Source organism: Bathymodiolus heckerae thiotrophic gill symbiont (assembly GCF_900128515.1).
Taxonomy (GTDB): Bacteria; Pseudomonadota; Gammaproteobacteria; order PS1; family Pseudothioglobaceae; genus Thioglobus_A.
This window is the reverse complement of the sequence record NZ_FQTP01000030.1, coordinates 1-18,907: the sequence shown is the minus strand read 5'-3', so window position 1 is coordinate 18,907 and position 18,907 is coordinate 1. Positions and strand designations below refer to the sequence as shown.

The window sequence follows — 18,907 nt, the reverse complement described above, 5'->3', positions numbered from 1 at the left end:
CTAAAGTATCAACTAAGTTAACAGTTTTAGAGTCTTTATCTAAAATTGTAGATCAGCTAGTTGTTGGCGGCGGTATTGCTAATACTTTCATTGCAGCACAAGGTCACAATGTTGGTAAATCATTATACGAAAAAGACTTAATCCCTACTGCCCAGAAGCTAATGAAGGATTGTGAAATCCCTGTACCGACAGATGTGGTTTGTGGCAAGGAGTTTTCTGAAACAGCTGAAGCAGTCACCAAAGTTTCAAATGAAGTGGTTGATGATGATATGATTTTTGATATTGGTCCAAATTCTGCTCAAGAATTAGCTGATATTATGAAGAATGCTGGCACAATCGTATGGAATGGCCCAGTTGGTGTATTTGAATTTGATCAATTTGAAGGTGGAACAAAGACAATCGCTATGGCAATTGCTAACTCAGATGCATTTTCTATTGCTGGTGGTGGTGACACTTTGGCAGCCGTTGATAAGTATGGTATTGAAGATAAGGTTAGCTACATTTCGACAGGTGGCGGTGCATTCTTAGAATTCTTAGAAGGAAAAAAACTACCTGCTGTAGAAATTTTAGAAAAAAGAGCGGCGGAGTAGAGCTTGACTAGAAGAACTAAAATCTTAGCAACCTTGGGGCCAGCAACGGATAAGCCTGGGGTTTTAGAAAGCATTCTAGAAGCAGGTGTTAATGTCGTACGTATTAACTTTTCACATGGCTCTGAAGAAGAGCATTTGGAACGAGTTAAAGCGGTGCGTGAATGGGCGCATGTAAATAATACTTATATTGGTGTTTTAATGGATCTTCAAGGCCCTAAGATTCGTATTGCTTCTTTTAAAGACGGCATCAAGATAGATCTAAAAAATGGCGATACATTTGTATTAGATGCAGACCAGGATAAATTGCTGGGCAATCAAAAGTCTGTCGGTATTGCTTATAAGACATTGCCTCAAGAGGTAAAGCCTGGCAACATCTTAATTCTAGATGATGGCAAGATTGTTTTAGAAGTGAGCAGTATTGAAGGCAACAAGATTAATACCGTGGTTACCCAGGGTGGCGTGTTGTCAGATAAAAAAGGTATCAATCTACGTGGTGGTGGTTTATCAGCAAATGCATTGACTGAAAAAGATAAAAAAGATATCTTTACTGCGGCAAAAGCTAATGCTGATTATGTAGCGCTTTCATTCCCAGTGAGTGGTGATGATGTACGTGAAACTAAAGCTTTATTAATTGAAGCAGGCTGTAAAGCGGGCGTAATTTCTAAGATTGAGCGTGCTGAATCACTAAAAGAAGAAACTATTCAAGACATTATTAATGAATCTGCCGGCATTATGGTTGCTCGTGGTGACTTAGGTGTTGAAATTGGTGATGCACAATTGCCAGCTCAACAAAAACGCTTAATTAGGATGGCTCGGTCAAATGATCGTATCGTTATCACCGCAACGCAAATGCTAGAGTCGATGATTGAAAATCCAATTCCAACTCGTGCTGAAGTGTTTGACGTGGCTAATGCGGTATTAGATGGTACTGATGCGGTAATGCTTTCGGCTGAAACTGCCGCGGGTTCATACCCTAGAAATGCGGTATTAACCATGGCTGAAGTTTGTGAAGAAGCAGAAAAAAATCCAATTGCTAAGGTTTCTCATCACCGTTTAAATGAAAAATTTAGCGATATTGATGAAACCATTGCCATGAGCGCTATGTATGCGGCTAATCATTTAGGTGTTAAAGTAGTTGCAGCCTTGACAGAAACAGGCAAAACAGCCATGTGGATGTCAAGAATTAGCTCCGATGTTTCAATTTATGCAATGTCAGACAGTGTGCAGACCTTACGTAAAGTAACATTATATCGTGGCGTATACCCATGCGGCATTGATAAGGATACAGGCAGCGACTGGTCAGATGTTAATCAGAAAGTGATTGATACACTGACTAAAAATGGTGTTGTTAAGGATGGAGATTTGGTAGTATTGACCAAAGGTATGTATAAAGATAAATCAGGTGGAACTAACATGATGAAAATTCTTCATGTTGGCGACAATGAGTATTAAAAAATTAAATAAGTAAAGGAGAAAAAATGTTAATTTCATTAAGAGAATTATTAGATCACGCAGCAGAAAACGGCTACGGAATGCCGGCGTTTAACGTAAACAACATGGAGCAAGTTCATGCAATCATGGAAGCTGCAGATAAAACCAATTCACCGGTTATTATGCAGGGTTCTGCAGGTGCGCGTGGTTATGCAGGTGAGCCGTTTTTACGTCATTTAATTATTGCGGCAACTGAAATGTACCCACACATCCCGGTAGTAATGCACCAGGATCACGGTTCAGAGCCAGCAGTATGTTTGCGCTCAATCCAGTCAGGTTTTTCATCAGTAATGATGGATGGCTCTTTGGAAGCAGATTGTAAAACACCTTCTTCATTTGAATACAATGTTGCTGTAACAAAAGAAGTGGTAGCAATGGCACACGCAGGTGGTGTATCTGTTGAAGGCGAGCTAGGTTGTTTAGGCTCATTAGAAACTGGAATGATGGGTGAAGAAGATGGCCATGGTGCTGAAGGTAAATTAGACATGGAAATGCTACTAACTTCTGTTGAAGAAGCGGCTGACTTTGTTAAGGCAACTAACGTTGATGCATTAGCGATTGCTATTGGTACATCTCATGGTGCATACAAGTTTACAGCTGAGCCTACAGGTGATGTTTTACGTATTGACCGTATTAAAGATATCCATGCACGTATTCCGAACACACACTTAGTAATGCATGGTTCATCTTCAGTGCCACAAGATTGGTTAAAGACTATCAATGACTTCGGTGGTGACATGGGCCAAACTTACGGTGTTCCAGTAACTGAAATCCAAGAAGGTATCAGACACGGTGTTCGTAAGGTAAACATCGATACTGATTTACGTATGGCATCTACTGGTGCGATTCGTAAGCACTTAGCTGAAAATACATCAAACTTCGATCCACGTAAATTCTACAAAGAAGCTACGAATGCAATGAGTGATATTGTTGCAGCACGTTTTGAAGCATTTGGTGCAGCAGGTCAAGCAGACAAGATTAAAATATCTTCATTAGATACCATGTCTCAACGATATGCTTCTGGTGAATTAGACGCTCAAATTAAGTAGTTAGTTAAAGAGACTTTCGCGTTGCAAGGGTTTCTTAAAGCTTAAAAAATAAAAGGGCTCGTTTATGACGGGCCTTTTTTTGTTAAAGGGTAGGTAAATGAGTCAGAGTAATGAGTATCAAGTAATTGTCATTGGCGGTGGACACGCCGGTACCGAAGCAGCGCTGGCAAGTGCACGCATGGGTGTACGTACGCTGTTGATTTCTCATAACATCGAAACACTTGGGCAAATGAGTTGTAATCCTGCGATTGGTGGTATTGGTAAGGGTCATTTGGTTAAAGAGATTGATGCGATGGGTGGTGCAATGGCCAAGGCTATTGATAAATCAGGCATTCAGTTTAGAACGCTAAATGCCTCTAAGGGTCCTGCAGTTAGAGCAACTCGCGCCCAAGCCGACCGCGTATTGTATAAAGCCGCTATTCGTCATGCATTAGAAAACCAAGAAAACTTATCTTTATTTCAACAAGCAGTAGATGATTTAATTATTGAAAATGATGTGGTGACTGGCATCGTTACTCAAATGGGGCTTAGCTTTAGTGCAGAAAAGGTGATTCTTACCTCAGGCACTTTCTTGGGTGGCGTTATTCATATTGGTCAAAAGAATTTCCAAGGTGGACGAGCTGGTGATGCACCATCAAATCCGTTGTCAATTAAACTAAGAGAGTATGACTTAGGTGTGGGGCGACTAAAGACAGGTACGCCACCCAGATTAGATGGCCGAAGTTTGGATTATTCACTGATGCAAGAACAGCCCGGTGATACGCCTTTACCAAGTTTTTCATTTATGGGTAAATTGTCTGATCATCCAAAACAAATATCATGTTTTATTACGCATACTAATGAAAAAGCGCATGATTTTATCCGCGCAGGCCTTAAAGATTCTCCAATGTACACGGGTAATATTGAGGGCATTGGGCCAAGATATTGTCCGTCAATTGAAGATAAAGTGGTGCGATTTGAAGAGCGTAATTCTCATCAAATTTTTGTTGAACCAGAAGGTTTAACTACCAACGAGGTTTATCCAAATGGCATATCAACTTCGTTGCCATACGAAGTTCAGGTTGATTTTATTCGCTCTATCAAGGGCTTTGAGAATGCTCAGATTGTACGTCCAGGTTACGCCATTGAGTATGATTTCTTTGATCCGCGTGGACTAAGGCAAACGCTTGAAGTTAAGCGCATTGCCAATTTATATTTTGCTGGTCAAATTAACGGTACTACAGGTTATGAAGAAGCTGCTGCTCAAGGTTTATTGGCAGGTGTCAACGCAGCCTGTGCGGTGAAAAATATTGATCCTTGGTTGCCAAAGCGTGATGAAAGTTATATTGGGGTGATGGTTGATGATTTAATTACTAAAGGCACGAACGAGCCTTACCGTATATTTACTTCACGCGCAGAGTATCGACTGCTATTAAGAGAGGGTAATGCGGATGAGCGCCTAACTCCTAAAGCACATGAGTTGGGCTTGATTGATAAGGGTCGTTGGCAGGCATTTTCTCGAAAGTATGAAGTTGTTGCCAAGGAAAAAAATCGATTAAAAACTACCTGGATTCAGGCGAGTGATGATCAGGCTGGCGAAGTATTGGGCCAGAGCTTAAATCATGAATATTCATTATTGGAATTATTAAAACGCCCTAAGGTGAATTATGAAATATTGAGTAAAATAAAATCTGGTGAGCCGTATTTAACTGACAGGACACTGATTGGTGTAGTTGAAAATCAGATTAAATATGCTGGATATATCAAACGTCAGATGGACGAGATTGAAAAATATCGAAAGAATGAGAACACTGCACTTGCACAAGATATGGATTACAATTCTATCAAGGCTTTGTCAGCTGAAGTGCGACAAAAACTCACCGAACATCGCCCCGAAACCATTGGTCAGGCAAGTCGAATTCAAGGCGTAACACCAGCTTCAATCTCCATTTTATTGGTTTATTTAAAAACTTATAAAAATCATGACAATTGAAACACAACTAAAACAGGGTGCAAAGCAAATAGGGATTGAATTAGAAGAAATTCAAGTTGCTAAATTGTTGCAATATCTTGAATTAATAATTAAGTGGAATAAAACTTATAATTTAAGTGCCATTAGAACTCCTGAACAAGGTGTTGAACAGCATTTATTAGATAGTTTGTCAATTATTAGCTATATTGGCAGAGGAGATTTGCTTGATATTGGCAGTGGTGCTGGTTTACCAGGTATTGTAATCGCTATTATGAAGCCTAATTTATCCGTCAGTGTTTTAGACACAGTGGGTAAAAAATGTCGATTTATGCAATACGTTAAAACTCAATTGAAGCTTAAAAATTTAACAGTCGTTAATCAACGTGTTGAAAGCTACCAACCAGCGCAGTGTTTTAGTCAAATCACGTCACGTGCTTTTGCTGAGGTAAAAAAAACATTAGACTTAAGTGCGCACTTATTATGTGATAATGGCAAATACTTGTTAATGAAGGGTGCAAACATAACACAAGAAAATTTGTCAAAAAATACACGTCAACATGTACTTAATGTACCCAGCTCACTTGGCAGGCGATTTTTAATTGAAATAATGAAAAAATAATGAAAAAAATAATATATGGATTGTTAACTTTGGTAGTGATTATAATATTAGCAATAACATTTTTATTTGATGGTATTGCAAAAAATTACACACAAGATTATGCAAAACACCTGTTAAAAACACCTGTTAAAATTAGTCAACTTGAAAGTAGTTTTTTAGATAAAAGTTTAAATATTGATTTTATTGAAGTGCAAAATCCACCTAATTTTAATAATAAAAATGCACTCTTATTAAATCATTTTTCTTTAAAAATGGGTGATATCAGTGATGATTTGATAGTCATTAACGAGGTTAAATTTGATGGATTAGAGTTTGTTTTAGAACAAAACTCTACCCAAGTTAACTTATCAACTTTAATTGATAATCTAGATAAAACGAGCGAAAATTTCGATAAAAACCAAAATGAAACGAGTATTAACGATTCCCACCGTATTAAGGTTAAACGACTTGAGGTGAGTAATATTTCACTAAAAATTGATACAGACTGGCTTAAAACCACTTTAAAAGTGCCCAATATTTTAGCGAGTAATTTCGGTGGAAATTCAGGTGTTGAGATGAATCAAATTGGAAAAGAAGTTGCTCAAAAAATTCTGAATAATTTGAAAAAAACTTTAGAAAAACAAGGCATTGAAGCAGGAAAAAAGAAAATTAAAGAAACCTTGATGCGCAAAATAGGCAGTAAACTAGGCATAGAAAACCTACAAGATAGGTTTAATTTAGATCGCGTTAATGAAGGTGTTAGTAACATTAAAGATATTGCAAAAGATAAACTAAACGACGCTCTTGGCAATCAATTAAAAAGTAAAACTCAAGATTTGCTTAAAAACTTTGGATTTTAAACTATGAAAATACTTTATGCAGAACATCCAGTGATGTTCAAAAATAATCCATTTAAATTTATTTTAGCACTGATATTGATACCTGTTTTTGGCCTTGGGCTGATTATTTTTCTGATATGGCATTTGCAAAATAAAGCAGCTAAGTTAACAGTGACTGAAACTGAAATTTTATTTGAACAAGGTCTGTTAAGTAAAGAACGATCAGAGATTAAGATTGACAGCGTTAGAACCATTAAAGTTAAACAATCATTCTTTAATCGCATACTTGGCACTGGCACAATAGAGCTTTACACCGCAGGAGATTCGCCGGAAATTGTCGCAGTAGGCATGCCAAATCCAAATAAAATTAGAGAATATATTAACTAGAGATGAGTATTGACACTAACGATAAAAATGAATCTCGAGAAATAGCCATTGCGTTAATTTCATTGGTTGTTATTTTGGTATTTTCTATGGTGTTACTTTTTCCTGTACTGGCCGATATTTTTACCACTCACTTAGAACCCGGATTGGGCATTAAAGAATCAGCAATTATTGCATTTTTTATCACCTCAGTGTTAATGATTATTTTTACCATTGCTTCGGGCGATGGATTGTTAGGCGAATTGCAATTCTTATTGATTGGATTTTTACTTTTCTTTGTTACTATTTGGTTTTTATTAGCCTGGATTTTTTAACCTTTGAAAATTATTGATTCACATTGTCATATTGATAGAGTTGATTTAACTCAATTTGGCGGCAGTATTAAGTCAATGCTGGCGCATGCGGAAGAATTATCCGTTAAACAATTTTTATGTGTTTGTATTGACTTAGAGCATTTTGATGATGTTTTATCTTTAGCTAAGCAGCACGATCAAATCTACGCCTCTGTAGGTGTGCACCCAGTTGAGCAAGAGGGGCAAGATCCTAGTGTAGAAGAATTACTAGCATTGGCAGATGATGATAGAATTATTGCTATTGGAGAAACCGGGCTTGACTATTTTCACGTAGAAAAAGAATCTGCTGATTGGCAAAGAGATCGTTTTAGACGTCATATCGCTGCCTCAAATCAATCAGGTAAGCCGATGATTATTCATACGCGTAACGCCAAAGAAGATACCATTCGCATTATGGCTGAAGAAAAAGCCAATGCAGGTGTTATGCATTGTTTTTCAGAAGACTGGGAAACGGCTAAAGCGGCTTTAGACCTGGGTTTTTATATTTCATTTTCTGGCATTGTTACTTTTAAAAGTGCAGAAGCACTAAGAGAAGTAGCTAAAAAAGTCCCTACTGATCGTTTATTGGTAGAAACAGATTCTCCATACTTAACCCCAGTGCCAAATAGAGGCAGACCAAACTCACCTGCTTATACATATTATGTGGCAGAAAAACTGGCTGAAATCAGAAGTGTGAGCATTGATAAAATTGCACAAGCCACGACTCAAAATTTTAACAACCTATTTTTTAAAGGTCAGCCAGCTGATAAGCCCGGCTTCTCAGTTGTATGAGTGTTAGCTTTAAGACGATTGATGAATTTTCTCAGGGTCAGCGCCTTGATAATTATTTGGTTAAAATCCTTAAAGGCGTGCCTAAATCGCATATATATCGTGTTATTCGAAAAGGTGAAGTGCGTGTTAATAAAGGCAGAAAAAAAGCTGATTACAAGCTCATGCGGGACGATATTGTGCGCATTCCACCTATCACAGTCAATGAGAAAAAATCAGTTCACGTCTCAGACAGTTTAAAGAAAATATTATTGGATTCGATTATCTATGAGGACAAAGGTCTGTTGATTATCAATAAACCAAGTGGTATTGCGGTGCATAGTGGTAGTGGCGTGGATACTGGTGTGATCGAGGCGTTAAGATCGGTTTACAAAGAGCCGATTGAATTAGTTCACAGGCTTGATCGTGCAACGTCTGGTGTATTGCTGATTGCAAAAAAACGCAGCGTCCTTAAAAACTTACACGAACAGTTAAATAAACATGAAATGGAAAAACGTTATACCGCATTGGTTAAAGGCGTTTGGTCAAAGAAGCGCCACACTATTGACGCACCTTTATATCAAAATTCAAGATACACCGTAATCGATAGTAAGGGCAAACATTCAGTGAGTCATTTCCAGCCACTTAAAAATTTCAATAAAGATGATTTTTCTGCTTCATTGGTTGAGGTGACTATTGAAACGGGTCGAACCCATCAAATCCGAGCACACGCCAAATATGCCGAACATGCAATTGCTTGCGATGATAAGTATGGCGATAAAGAATTTGATCGACAAGTGAAGTTTCGAGGGCTTAAGCGTTTATTTTTACATGCACATCAATTAACTTTTACCAACCCGATGACGGGCGATATTCAAAGTGCCAAAGCACCATTATCAGTTGAATTACAAGATTTCTTAGATAAGTTATGAATGTCTATGCTCGTTTAATGCGCCTAGATAAACCAGTTGGAATTTATTTATTATTGTGGCCAACCTTATGGGCATTGTTTTTAGCAGCTGATGGTTGGCCTAAAATAGAGTTGTTAGTTATATTTATTTTAGGCGTTGTATTAATGCGATCAGCAGGCTGTGTCATTAATGATTATGCAGATCGACACATTGACCAATTTGTTCAGCGTACTCAACACCGTCCAATTATTTCAGGTGAAATTTCAGCCACTCAGGCATTAAAAGTTTTTACTGGTTTAATTATTATCGCATTTGGATTAGTATTGTTAACTAATGTATTGACAGTGCAATTAGCGATTGTGGCAGTTTTTCTAGCGGCACTATACCCATTTACCAAGCGTTGGACGCACCTACCTCAATTTGTACTAGGCGCTGCTTTTGCCATGAGTGTGCCAATGTCCTTTGCAGCAACCAATAATTTTGTGCCAACTTCAGCTTGGTGGATTTTTGTAGCCACTGTTATTTGGACGGTAATTTATGACACCATGTACGCCATGGCTGATCGAGAAGAAGATATTAAAATTGGGGTTAAATCAACTGCCGTATTATTTGCAAAATACGATCGATTGATTCTCGCTGCATTGCAAATTGGATTAATATTGGTTTTTTTAAAAATATCGGAAATTTTCAAAATGACCGATATTTTTGATATTTCGGTACTTTTAGCGTCAATTTTAATGATTTATCATCAAATTTTAATCAGAAAGCGAGAAAAAACAGCTTGTTTTAAGGCTTTTTTGCATAATAATTACATTGGCATGGTTATTTTTATCGGAATTACATTATCTGTTACAGGGCTTGGCCTGTAGCTGATAAAAATTCTCATTTTTTCAATATTTAGTGGCAAAAATACAACTTATTTCGCTTTTTCTTCACAAAAAACTTGACATAAATCAATAAATACTCTAAATTATTACCAATTCGACAAAGATGTTGAATTATCATAATAACTAAAGAGGGGAAATACAATGTTAAATAAAATTACAGGTTGGATCAAAGAATTGACTACAGCGGGTGTTGCACTAATTGCACTAGCAGTTGTTGTTCAAATTATTTTTGGCACGGCATCAGCGTTCTTACCGGGAGATGTTATTGGTTCATTAACAACAATTATTACTCAGCTTGGCGCTGCAAACCTTGTTGGTTTGGTTGCCGTAGCTTTGTTATATACAATCTTTAATAAGTAAATAACAGCGTTACTCAATAAAAATCCCGCCATATGGCGGGATTTTTATTGGTTTTTACCTAACCAAATAAGCCCAGGCAATGCCTAAAAATTCATGAACAGCATTTTTTGATTTTTTAAAAGATCCAATGGTTGGTGCAGAAAATAATGGCTTATTTTTTCCTTTAAAATCAGTAGGAGCAGCAATTGGATTGAGTCCTAGATTTTTAAAAAGTTTGATGGCTCTTGGCATGTGAGATGCAGAAGTTACTAGTATAAATGGCTTATTGCCAATAATTGATTCAGCAAACGCGGCCTCTTCCTGAGTATCTTTTGGTTTACTGTTAATAATTAAGTGATCGTTGGAAATATTTGCAATTCTAGCAATCTTTGCATTCATCTCAGCATTGGAAGTTTGGTTATCTAAACCAGGAAATCCAGTAAAAATTAGCTTTAAATTGGGACTGTTTATTTGTTTAAAAATACTAATACCTTCTAAAGTTCTTTTTAGGCTGGTATTACTAATTTGTGCAGAGAGTGGCCAATCTGAATTGTTGTAATGGCCACCACCTAGTACGTGAATATATTCAATTTGATCATCAGTTTGAATATATTTCGAGTAAGTAGCCTCTAGTTGCTTGATTAAGCCATTGGCGATCGGAGGATAGCTAAAAGCCAGTAGTAAAAATATAGCAACACTTAGAAATACTTTAGCTTTTGAATGATTTGACTTATATAGATAATATAAGCCAATGCTAGCTAAAGTAAGGATTAAACCTAAAGGCTCAACAAAGAAAGCAACAACCTTCTTTGTTAGGAATAAGAACTCCATTGAGAGCTGTTAAATTCCTCTTAGTAATTCATTAATTCCTACTTTAGAGCGAGTTTTTGCATCTACTTGTTTAACGATGACCGCACAGTAAAGTGAGTGGCTACCATCTTTAGAAGGTATGCTGCCCGATACTACTACTGAGCCTGCTGGAATACGACCATAAGTAATTTCACCAGTTTCACGATTTAAGATTTTGGTTGATTGTCCAATGTAAACACCCATAGAAATCACTGCACCCTCTTCAACAATAACGCCTTCCACTACTTCAGAGCGCGCACCGATAAAGCAGTTATCTTCGATAATAGTAGGGCTTGCTTGTAATGGTTCTAATACGCCACCGATGCCAACGCCACCTGAAAGGTGAACATTTTTACCAATTTGTGCGCACGAGCCAACTGTTGACCAAGTATCAACCATGGTGCCAGAATCAACATAAGCACCGATATTAATGTAAGAAGGCATTAATACAGTATCTTTTGCAATGTATGATCCACGACGTGCAGTTGCTGGTGGAACAACACGAACGCCAGTTGCTTTAAATTCATCTGCTGTCATGTCAGAAAATTTAGAATCTACCTTATCGTAATATTGAGTAAAGCCACCTTGCATTGGCGTGTTGTCTTTAATTCTGAAAGATAATAAAACTGCTTTTTTAAGCCATTCATTTACTACCCAGTCGCCAATGCCGCGTTGCTCGGCAACACGAGCCTCACCTGAATCAAGCATGCGAATGGCCTCGTTAACTGCTTGCTTTACTTCTGCTGTTACAGTTTGTGGGTTGATGTTTGCTCTGTCTTCAAAAGCAGCTTCGATAATATCTTTCATGGTTAGTTTAATCAAAAAAATAGACATTATATCAGATGCATATTCTGATTATTCACTTGGCCGATAAATACAGCCAGTAGGTAATCGAAAACACCGATTACGGCTATTTGTTTATTTCATCATTTAGAGGCTTAATAGCGATAAAATATGACCTGTATCTTTAATTAATTTGATTTAGATCAATAAAAAAATCAAGAAAAATGTTATGATATCAACGTTTTCAAATATATAGTGAAGAGAGATGAGCGATAAAAAAATTCAGATTGAAAATTTGTATGAAGAGGATGAACAGTGGATTCAAAATTTAGGTGATGAAACTATTCATGCTAAGCGCATAGGTGGAAAATTTCGTAAATTTAAGTGGATAGCGATCCTTCTTTGGACGCCATTTTTTCTCGGTCCTTATATGATGTGGAATGGCAAACAAGCCATTATGTTTGACATGGAAAATAGACGTTATCACCTATTTGATGTCACTATTTTCCCTCAAGATATTTGGATGCTAACCATGGTGTTGTTATTTTTAGCTATCCTATTGGCTGCTGTAACCACCGTTGTTGGCCGAGTATTTTGTGGTTATTTTTGCTTTCAAACAATTTGGACAGATATTTTTACTTGGGTAGAAAATAAAATTGAAGGCACACCTGCAAAGCGCCGTAAGTTAGATAAAGCTCCAATGGGCTTTAACAAATTTAAACTCAAAATAATTAAACATGTTATTTGGATTGCCATTGCCCTATTCTCGGGTGTTACATGGATGTTGTATTTTGGCGTTACTTGGGCAGATTATTTTAATGCCAACATTACCACAACAACACTAACTATTACGGTGGCGATCGCCTCAGGTGCCTATGTGTTCGCAGGATTTATGCGTGAGCAATCGTGTATGTGGGTTTGTCCTTATGCGCGTATTCAGGGTGCTATGGTTGACAATCAAACCATCATGCCAACTTATGATCATTATCGCGGTGAAAGTCGCGGCAAGCTAAAACGTGGTGAATTTGTTGAAGGTAACGGTGATTGTATTGATTGTAATCAGTGTGTCGCTGTTTGTCCGACGGGTGTTGATATCCGTAAAGGTCAAGAATATGGCTGTATTACTTGTGGCTTGTGTATTGATGCCTGTGATGCAGTGATGGAAAAAGTTGGAAAACCAAAAGGATTAATTCGTTACACTTCTTTAAATGAGCTTGAGTTTAATCGAACACCAGAACCTATTTATAAACGTCCAAGAGTGATTGTTTATAGCATCATTTTAGTGGCTGCGATCACTGTGTTGGGTTATGGTATGGGCACGCTATCCTCTATGGATCTTAAGGTATTACACGACAGGCAACCACTATTTGTTCAATTATCAGATGGCTCTATTCGTAACAAATACGAATTAAAGGTGATGAATAAAACCGATAAAGATATGCAGGTGGATATTAGTGTTATTAGTCAGATTAAAGAGCTTAAGCCTAATAAGCCGTTAGGTATGGTGACAATTCCAATTGGCAATGTGAAATCTATCTTTGTATATTTATCTGCTTATGAGCAAAATGTGGGCGACAATCATGAGGTAACTTTTGTGGTTAAGAGTGACAAATCTACATTAGAATATAAAACCACTTTCTTCACTCCGAGTAGCATGCGATGAGTATACAAAAATCTCCAATTATGATGTTAATGCTGGCGTTATTTCTAATATTGGTGAGCTCTACAATTTGGCGTATTATGACAGCCCTTGAGACGCATCCAGGTATGGTTGTGGCTGATGCTTATGAGACCGGTGAGCGTTATGGAAAAACCCTGGAAAGTCGTGATAAATTACAGCAACAAGGTTGGAAGCTTGAATTAAAACTACCTGAAGTGATCATTCATAAAGTTAAGCAAACTTATCAAGCCATTAGCGCTAAACAAGGTAAGCGGTTAAATAAGGCAAATGCCATTGCTTATTTTTATCGACCGTTAGAAATGAAGCATGACTTCTCAGTGCCAATGACCAAACTGGATGATGGTGGTTATCAGGTAGAGGTTGAGCTGCCACTTAAAGGTCGTTGGGATCTTTTGATTGAGGTGTCTAAAGGTAGTTTCATGCAGCAAAGTTCAGCTCGGATGTTTGCACAGTAAAGGCGGATTAGTCTTCGTGGCAGTGATTATGGTGATGTTCGTAAGTTGCCATCAACTCATCCATTTGATCAGCAAATAAATCATTGAATTGAGAGTCTTTTAAAATAGATTCTGGCTGACCCATGCAACAAATATGATGGTACAAGCATAACACTTGGGTGGATTCTTTCATTACTCGGTGTAAATCATGCGAGACCATTAATACCGCACAGCCTTGCTTTTGATGAATATCTTGGATTAGTTTGTATAAATGCATCTGACCATTGACATCAAGATTTTGAGCAGGTTCATCAAGAATTAAGACATTAGGTTTGGCCAAGAGCGCTCTTGCCAATAAAACGCGCTGCATCTCACCCCCAGATAGTGTGTTTAATTCATTGCTTAAAATCGCCTCAATACTGGTTAATTGCGCTGTTTCATGTAGAAAATCAGCGTCAATTTTTTGATTAAGCTTTAAGAACGCTAAGACCGAAATTGGAATTAATTCATTTGGAATGAATTTTTGCGGTGTATAGCCTAATCGTATTTTGCTAGATTTGGTAACACGACCTGTGTCTGGTTTAATAAGACCTAATAGCACTTTAATGAGTGAGCTTTTGCCTGCACCATTTGGGCCGATTAGAGTAATAAATTCACCCGCTTTAAGCTCAAAACTAATATTATCAAGAATACTTTTTCCGTGATGGCTTAAACTGACTTGGTTGACTTGTATGAGTGCTTCTGACATGGGGTTAAAAATTACGAAAGTAAAGCTATTTTACAACTTAAGCAAACGCTGACTTGTTAAAATACCGAGAAGCATTTGTATAAAATTTATAATTGGATTAAAGACACCTTAATATGCCACACAAACTAATTCTACTCGACGGCTCGGCGTTTTTATTCCGAGCTTATTTTTCTACCTTAAAGCAAAATCTAAGCAATCAAGAAGGTTTTCCAACGGGCGCTATTTTTGGCGTGATTAATGCCATTAAGCGTTTGCAAAATCAATATCCACAGGCAAAATTAATTGCTATATTTGATGCCAAGGGAAAGAATTTTCGCCATGATATATATCCACAATACAAAGCTCATAGAAAACCTGCAGAGGATGATTTAATTATTCAAATTGAGCCTTTGTATGAAATTATTCAAGCCATGGGCTTTCATTTTATTTGCGTATCTGGGGTTGAAGCTGATGACGTGATTGCCACACTAAGTCGTTGCGCAGATCAAAATAATATTAAAACCATGATTGCCAGTGGCGATAAAGATTTGATGCAGTTGGTTAGTCCTAATATTTCTCAGCTTGATATGAAAGGTGGCATATACGATCGTCAGAATGTGATTGAGAAAATGGGTGTAGCGCCTGAGAAAATCCTAGATTTGTTGGCGTTAACTGGAGATAGTGCAGATAATATTCCAGGCGTACCTAGTGTTGGACCAAAGACGGCAGTTAAATGGCTGGAATTGTACAAAGGCTTAGAAGGTATTAAAAATAACGCACATGAGATCAAGGGTAAAGTTGGCGAAAAACTGCGTGATAATTTTGAGTTATTAGACTTATCACACCGTCTGGTTAAGCTTAAGTTTGATGTTGAGCTGCCTTGTAACATTTTAGATAATGAGCCCGGCCAAGACAATGTCAAGCTTGCTAGTTTGTATCAACAGTATGGATTTTCTATGTGGCATAGGCAGCTGGGCGATGTAGCCGGAGCATCAGTTGACAATAGTTCACCAGAGCAAAGTGAAAATCCTGAGCCCGATGTTAGCCCCGCATTAGACTTAACCAAAGACTATTCTCGGACAACAGTGGTTGATGAATCTGTTTTTTCACAAATGCTAACGCGTCTAAAGAATGCTAAACATTTTGTCTTTGATCTCGAGACTAACTCTCTTGATTATATGAATGCGCAGATTGTTGGCTGGGTATTTTTAATTGAGACAGATAGTTTCTATATTCCAGTGGCACATGATTATCTAGATGCGCCAAAACAATTAAACTTCAAACAAGTGATGCAGGCTTTAGCGCCTATTTTGGAAGATGATAGTATTGGTAAAATTGGTCAAAATCTTAAATACGATGCGCATATTTTAGCTAACTATAAAATTGATCTAAATGGCATAGTAGACGACACCATGGTGAAATCCTATGTATTAAATTCGGTAGCAACGCGCCATAATATGGATGACTTGGCTGAGTATTACTTGAATCATCAAACCATTTCATTTTCAGATGTTGCTGGCAAAGGCAAAAAGCAAATTACTTTTAATCAAGTGTCGCTGGAAATCGCCAGCCCTTATGCTTGTGAAGATGTGATTGTAACTGATCTTTTGAATAAAACTTTAGATGATCAAATTGCACAATATCCTAAGTTGGTAAAACTTTATCAGCGAGTAGAGCTGCCAATGGTCAAGGTGTTGGTGAAAATGGAGCGCAATGGTGTTAAGCTTGACGCTCAAGCATTGGGCGTTCAACAAATTGACATTAAATCACAAATGCAGAGCATTCAAACACAAGCTTACGAACTAGCAGGTGAGATGTTTAATTTAGAATCACCAAAACAAATACAACAAATTCTTTTTTCTGAAGAAGGACTAGGGTTGGAAGCTAAGAAGAAAACGCCTAAAGGCGCACCCTCAACCAATGAAGAAGCTTTAAAATTATTAGACCACCCTTTGGTAGATTTAATTTTGAGCTATCGTACACTAACTAAGCTAAATTCTACTTATTTAGAAGCTTTGCCAAAACAAATTGATACTCATACTAAGCGCTTGCATACATCGTATCATCAGGCAGTAACGGCAACGGGGCGCCTATCTTCATCAAATCCAAACCTACAAAATATCCCAATTCGTTCCGAACAAGGTGCACGTATTCGCGGTTCTTTTATTGCTAGCGAAGGCAATGTTATTATTGCGGCAGACTACTCACAAATTGAACTTAGAATTATGGCACATATTTCACAAGATGTGAATTTACTACAAGCCTTTAAAGACGATCAAGATGTTCATAGTGCTACTGCTGCAACCATGTTTAGGGTGCTAGCTGGTGATGTGACATCAGAGCAAAGACGTAGGGCAAAGGCCATTAACTTCGGCTTGATTTACGGTATGAGTGCATTTGGCCTGGCCAAGCAAATCAATGTATCACGCACCGAGGCTAAAGAATATATCGAAGCATATTTTGAAAATTACCCAGGCGTTGCTGATTATATGGAAGACACTAGAGAGTCTGCAAAAATTCAGGAATATGTTGAAACAGTGATGGGCAGAAGATTATATTTGCCACAAATTAATGCTAAGAATAAAATGTTACAACAGCACGCGCTTAGAACCGCGATCAATGCACCTATGCAAGGCTCAAGTGCAGATATTATTAAATTGGCCATGCTAGATGTTGCGCAATGGATAGGTGCAAATAACACAGATATTAAAATGATTATGCAAGTGCATGATGAATTAGTGTTTGAAGTGAAAGCTGATAAGGCAGACGAATTTGCCGATAAAATAAAGAGCTTAATGGAAGGCGCTTACGCATTAGATATTCCATTAAAAGTAGATGTTGGCATGGGTGATTCTTGGCAGCAGGCGCACTAATTAAGAAATAGACAGGTTTATTATGAAGCAACAATTACAAGAATTATTAACCCAAGCAATACAAGCATTAATTGATGAGGGTGTTTTAGATAGCCTGCCTGACACTATTCGCATTGACCACTCAAAAGATAAATCCCAGGGTGATTTTGCCTCTAATATTGCCATGGTTTTGTCCAAGCAGGCCAAGTGTGCGCCCAAGGTATTAGCAGAACAAATTATTGAAAAATTAACCCAAGCAAGTGAAATTGAAAAAATTGAAATTGCTGGCCCTGGATTTATTAATTTTTTCATGTCGCAAGGGTCAAATAATCAAGTACTTGAGGATATTCTCAGCGAAGCTGATGGATTTGGCTTGTCTGAGTTCGGTAAAGGTCAAAGAGTGTTACTTGAGTTTGTTTCTGCCAACCCAACAGGGCCTCTACACGTAGGCCATGGAAGAGGTGCAGCATACGGCGCCACTGTGTCTAATTTATTGCGTGCTGTTGGTTTTGAGGTGGATAACGAGTACTATGTTAATGATGCTGGACGCCAAATGGATATCTTGGCAACCTCGGTTTATTTGCGTTTTTGTGAGGTAAGTATTTTTCCTGATAATGCTTATAAGGGTGATTATATTATCGATATTGCCAAGCAACTTACCAACATAAAAAAACATGACATTGCTCAAGGCGTATGCAAAGACGAAAAAAATGGCGGCGATAAAGAAAAACACATTGATGGGTTAATTGCTAATTGCAAAGAGGCTTTAGGCGTTGATTATAAAAAAGTCTACAAGCTTGCTATCGACAATATTCTTAGCGGTATTAAGGCTGATTTATCAGAGTTTGGCGTTGATTACCAGCAATGGTTTTCAGAGCAATCATTAGTGGATTCTGGACGATCTGAAAAAACCGTTAAATCATTACAAGCCTCGGGCCATATCTATGAAAAAGACGGCGCACTATGGTTTAAAACCACAGATTTTGGCGATGATTTGGACCGTGTTGTGGTGAGAGAAAATGGCATGCACACGTATTTTGCCTCTGATATTGCCTACCATCTTGAAAAATTTGAACGTGGGTATGACAAAATCATTAATATCTGGGGCTCGGATCATCACGGCTACATTGCCCGAGTTAAAGCCTCTGTTAGTGCACTAGGTCATGATGCAGATAAGCTAGAAATTCTACTAGTTCAGTTTGCAAATCTATATCGAAGTGGTAAAAAAGTGGCCATGTCGACAAGAAGCGGTTCGTTTGTTAAGTTAGAAGAATTGCGCCAAGAAGTGGGCGATGATGCGGCGCGTTTTTTCTATATATTGCGCAAGTCAGAGCAGCATATGGATTTTGATCTTGATTTAGCAAAGTCAAAAACCAATGAAAACCCGGTGTTTTATATTCAATATGCACATGCGCGTATTTGTTCGGTTTTGGCAAAAGAAA

19 protein-coding genes are annotated in these 18,907 nt (G+C 37.8%); 16 read left to right on the top strand and 3 right to left on the bottom strand.

Annotated elements, in window-relative coordinates; translation table 11 throughout:
- The 12 genes from pgk to BTHERMOSOX_RS05210 form a co-directional block, all read left to right on the top strand.
- Positions 1-590 (top strand): phosphoglycerate kinase (gene pgk / locus BTHERMOSOX_RS05265; RefSeq protein ID WP_138120079.1); only part of this gene is annotated, 590 nt, incomplete at its 5' end.
- Positions 591-593: 3 nt separating this feature from the next.
- Positions 594-2,042 (top strand): pyruvate kinase, encoded by a 1,449-nt coding sequence (pyk, locus tag BTHERMOSOX_RS05260; protein WP_138120078.1) that lies wholly within the window; start codon positions 594-596, stop codon positions 2,040-2,042.
- 26 nt (positions 2,043-2,068) lie between these two features.
- Positions 2,069-3,130: a class II fructose-bisphosphate aldolase gene (fba, locus tag BTHERMOSOX_RS05255; RefSeq protein ID WP_138120077.1), complete on the top strand. Its 1,062-nt coding sequence runs from the start codon at positions 2,069-2,071 to the stop codon at positions 3,128-3,130.
- Between the two features lie 97 nt (positions 3,131-3,227).
- Positions 3,228-5,102, top strand: a complete 1,875-nt coding sequence (gene mnmG, locus BTHERMOSOX_RS05250; RefSeq protein ID WP_138120076.1) for a tRNA uridine-5-carboxymethylaminomethyl(34) synthesis enzyme MnmG — start codon at positions 3,228-3,230, stop codon at positions 5,100-5,102.
- The gene (gene rsmG, locus BTHERMOSOX_RS05245) at positions 5,092-5,700 is read left to right on the top strand and encodes a 16S rRNA (guanine(527)-N(7))-methyltransferase RsmG (RefSeq protein WP_171004650.1); all 609 of its coding nucleotides are present in this window, start codon (positions 5,092-5,094) and stop codon (positions 5,698-5,700) included. Before mnmG ends, rsmG begins: the two co-directional genes overlap by 11 nt.
- A complete protein-coding gene (locus BTHERMOSOX_RS05240) occupies positions 5,700-6,539 on the top strand; it encodes an AsmA family protein (protein ID WP_138120074.1) in 840 nt (279 codons plus the stop codon). The genes rsmG and BTHERMOSOX_RS05240 overlap by 1 nt, the downstream gene beginning before the upstream one ends.
- Positions 6,540-6,542: 3 nt before the next feature.
- Complete coding sequence (locus BTHERMOSOX_RS05235; RefSeq protein WP_138120073.1) at positions 6,543-6,905, top strand: PH domain-containing protein; 363 nt, start codon at positions 6,543-6,545, stop codon at positions 6,903-6,905.
- Between the two features lie 2 nt (positions 6,906-6,907).
- Entirely contained in the window at positions 6,908-7,216 is a 309-nt protein-coding gene (locus BTHERMOSOX_RS05230) for a hypothetical protein (protein WP_138120072.1), read from the top strand.
- A gap of 3 nt (positions 7,217-7,219) precedes the next feature.
- Positions 7,220-8,026 carry a TatD family hydrolase gene (locus tag BTHERMOSOX_RS05225; RefSeq protein ID WP_138120071.1) on the top strand — a complete coding sequence of 269 codons (807 nt, stop codon included), beginning with the start codon at positions 7,220-7,222 and terminating at the stop codon, positions 8,024-8,026.
- The gene (locus BTHERMOSOX_RS05220) at positions 8,023-8,934 is read left to right on the top strand and encodes an RluA family pseudouridine synthase (RefSeq protein WP_138120070.1); all 912 of its coding nucleotides are present in this window, start codon (positions 8,023-8,025) and stop codon (positions 8,932-8,934) included. Before BTHERMOSOX_RS05225 ends, BTHERMOSOX_RS05220 begins: the two co-directional genes overlap by 4 nt.
- A complete protein-coding gene (gene ubiA / locus BTHERMOSOX_RS05215) occupies positions 8,931-9,782 on the top strand; it encodes a 4-hydroxybenzoate octaprenyltransferase (RefSeq protein WP_138120069.1) in 852 nt (283 codons plus the stop codon). Before BTHERMOSOX_RS05220 ends, ubiA begins: the two co-directional genes overlap by 4 nt.
- A gap of 159 nt (positions 9,783-9,941) precedes the next feature.
- On the top strand, positions 9,942-10,160 hold the full coding sequence (locus tag BTHERMOSOX_RS05210) for a hypothetical protein (RefSeq protein WP_138120068.1): 219 nt from the start codon (positions 9,942-9,944) through the stop codon (positions 10,158-10,160).
- 54 nt (positions 10,161-10,214) lie between these two features.
- Here the strand turns inward: BTHERMOSOX_RS05210 and BTHERMOSOX_RS05205 are convergent, their stop codons facing one another.
- Both BTHERMOSOX_RS05205 and dapD read right to left on the bottom strand, forming a co-directional pair.
- Complete coding sequence (locus BTHERMOSOX_RS05205) at positions 10,215-10,970, bottom strand: ElyC/SanA/YdcF family protein (protein WP_138120067.1); 756 nt, start codon at positions 10,968-10,970, stop codon at positions 10,215-10,217.
- A gap of 9 nt (positions 10,971-10,979) precedes the next feature.
- Positions 10,980-11,795, bottom strand: a complete 816-nt coding sequence (gene dapD, locus BTHERMOSOX_RS05200; protein WP_138120066.1) for a 2,3,4,5-tetrahydropyridine-2,6-dicarboxylate N-succinyltransferase — start codon at positions 11,793-11,795, stop codon at positions 10,980-10,982.
- Between the two features lie 241 nt (positions 11,796-12,036).
- Here dapD and ccoG point away from each other — a divergent pair, with 241 nt between their 5' ends.
- Positions 12,037-13,434: a cytochrome c oxidase accessory protein CcoG gene (gene ccoG / locus BTHERMOSOX_RS05195; protein WP_138120065.1), complete on the top strand. Its 1,398-nt coding sequence runs from the start codon at positions 12,037-12,039 to the stop codon at positions 13,432-13,434.
- Positions 13,431-13,907, top strand: coding sequence for a FixH family protein (locus BTHERMOSOX_RS05190; protein ID WP_138120064.1), 477 nt, complete (start codon positions 13,431-13,433; stop codon positions 13,905-13,907). The genes ccoG and BTHERMOSOX_RS05190 overlap by 4 nt, the downstream gene beginning before the upstream one ends.
- A 7-nt stretch (positions 13,908-13,914) precedes the next feature.
- Here BTHERMOSOX_RS05190 and BTHERMOSOX_RS05185 read toward each other — a convergent pair whose 3' ends face one another.
- Complete coding sequence (locus BTHERMOSOX_RS05185) at positions 13,915-14,634, bottom strand: ATP-binding cassette domain-containing protein (RefSeq protein ID WP_138120063.1); 720 nt, start codon at positions 14,632-14,634, stop codon at positions 13,915-13,917.
- Between the two features lie 113 nt (positions 14,635-14,747).
- Between BTHERMOSOX_RS05185 and polA the strand changes: the two genes are divergently transcribed.
- Complete coding sequence (gene polA / locus BTHERMOSOX_RS05180; RefSeq protein ID WP_138120062.1) at positions 14,748-17,486, top strand: DNA polymerase I; 2,739 nt, start codon at positions 14,748-14,750, stop codon at positions 17,484-17,486.
- 22 nt (positions 17,487-17,508) lie between these two features.
- On the top strand, positions 17,509-18,907 hold a 1,399-nt coding region (gene argS / locus BTHERMOSOX_RS05175), incomplete at its 3' end, for an arginine--tRNA ligase (protein WP_138120061.1).

What these genes read in the sequence shown, in the direction of transcription:
- fba (WP_138120077.1), top strand. Translation starts at nt 2,069, where the DNA reads ATGTTAATTTCATTAAGAGAATTATTAGATCACGCAGCAGAAAACGGC.
- mnmG (WP_138120076.1), top strand. Translation starts at nt 3,228, where the DNA reads ATGAGTCAGAGTAATGAGTATCAAGTAATTGTCATTGGCGGTGGACAC.
- rsmG (WP_171004650.1), top strand. Translation starts at nt 5,092, where the DNA reads ATGACAATTGAAACACAACTAAAACAGGGTGCAAAGCAAATAGGGATT.
- BTHERMOSOX_RS05240 (WP_138120074.1), top strand. Translation starts at nt 5,700, where the DNA reads ATGAAAAAAATAATATATGGATTGTTAACTTTGGTAGTGATTATAATA.
- BTHERMOSOX_RS05235 (WP_138120073.1), top strand. Translation starts at nt 6,543, where the DNA reads ATGAAAATACTTTATGCAGAACATCCAGTGATGTTCAAAAATAATCCA.
- BTHERMOSOX_RS05230 (WP_138120072.1), top strand. Translation starts at nt 6,908, where the DNA reads ATGAGTATTGACACTAACGATAAAAATGAATCTCGAGAAATAGCCATT.
- BTHERMOSOX_RS05220 (WP_138120070.1), top strand. Translation starts at nt 8,023, where the DNA reads ATGAGTGTTAGCTTTAAGACGATTGATGAATTTTCTCAGGGTCAGCGC.
- ubiA (WP_138120069.1), top strand. Translation starts at nt 8,931, where the DNA reads ATGAATGTCTATGCTCGTTTAATGCGCCTAGATAAACCAGTTGGAATT.
- BTHERMOSOX_RS05210 (WP_138120068.1), top strand. Translation starts at nt 9,942, where the DNA reads ATGTTAAATAAAATTACAGGTTGGATCAAAGAATTGACTACAGCGGGT.
- BTHERMOSOX_RS05205 (WP_138120067.1), bottom strand. Translation starts at nt 10,970, where the DNA reads ATGGAGTTCTTATTCCTAACAAAGAAGGTTGTTGCTTTCTTTGTTGAG.
- dapD (WP_138120066.1), bottom strand. Translation starts at nt 11,795, where the DNA reads ATGAAAGATATTATCGAAGCTGCTTTTGAAGACAGAGCAAACATCAAC.
- ccoG (WP_138120065.1), top strand. Translation starts at nt 12,037, where the DNA reads ATGAGCGATAAAAAAATTCAGATTGAAAATTTGTATGAAGAGGATGAA.
- BTHERMOSOX_RS05190 (WP_138120064.1), top strand. Translation starts at nt 13,431, where the DNA reads ATGAGTATACAAAAATCTCCAATTATGATGTTAATGCTGGCGTTATTT.
- BTHERMOSOX_RS05185 (WP_138120063.1), bottom strand. Translation starts at nt 14,634, where the DNA reads ATGTCAGAAGCACTCATACAAGTCAACCAAGTCAGTTTAAGCCATCAC.
- polA (WP_138120062.1), top strand. Translation starts at nt 14,748, where the DNA reads ATGCCACACAAACTAATTCTACTCGACGGCTCGGCGTTTTTATTCCGA.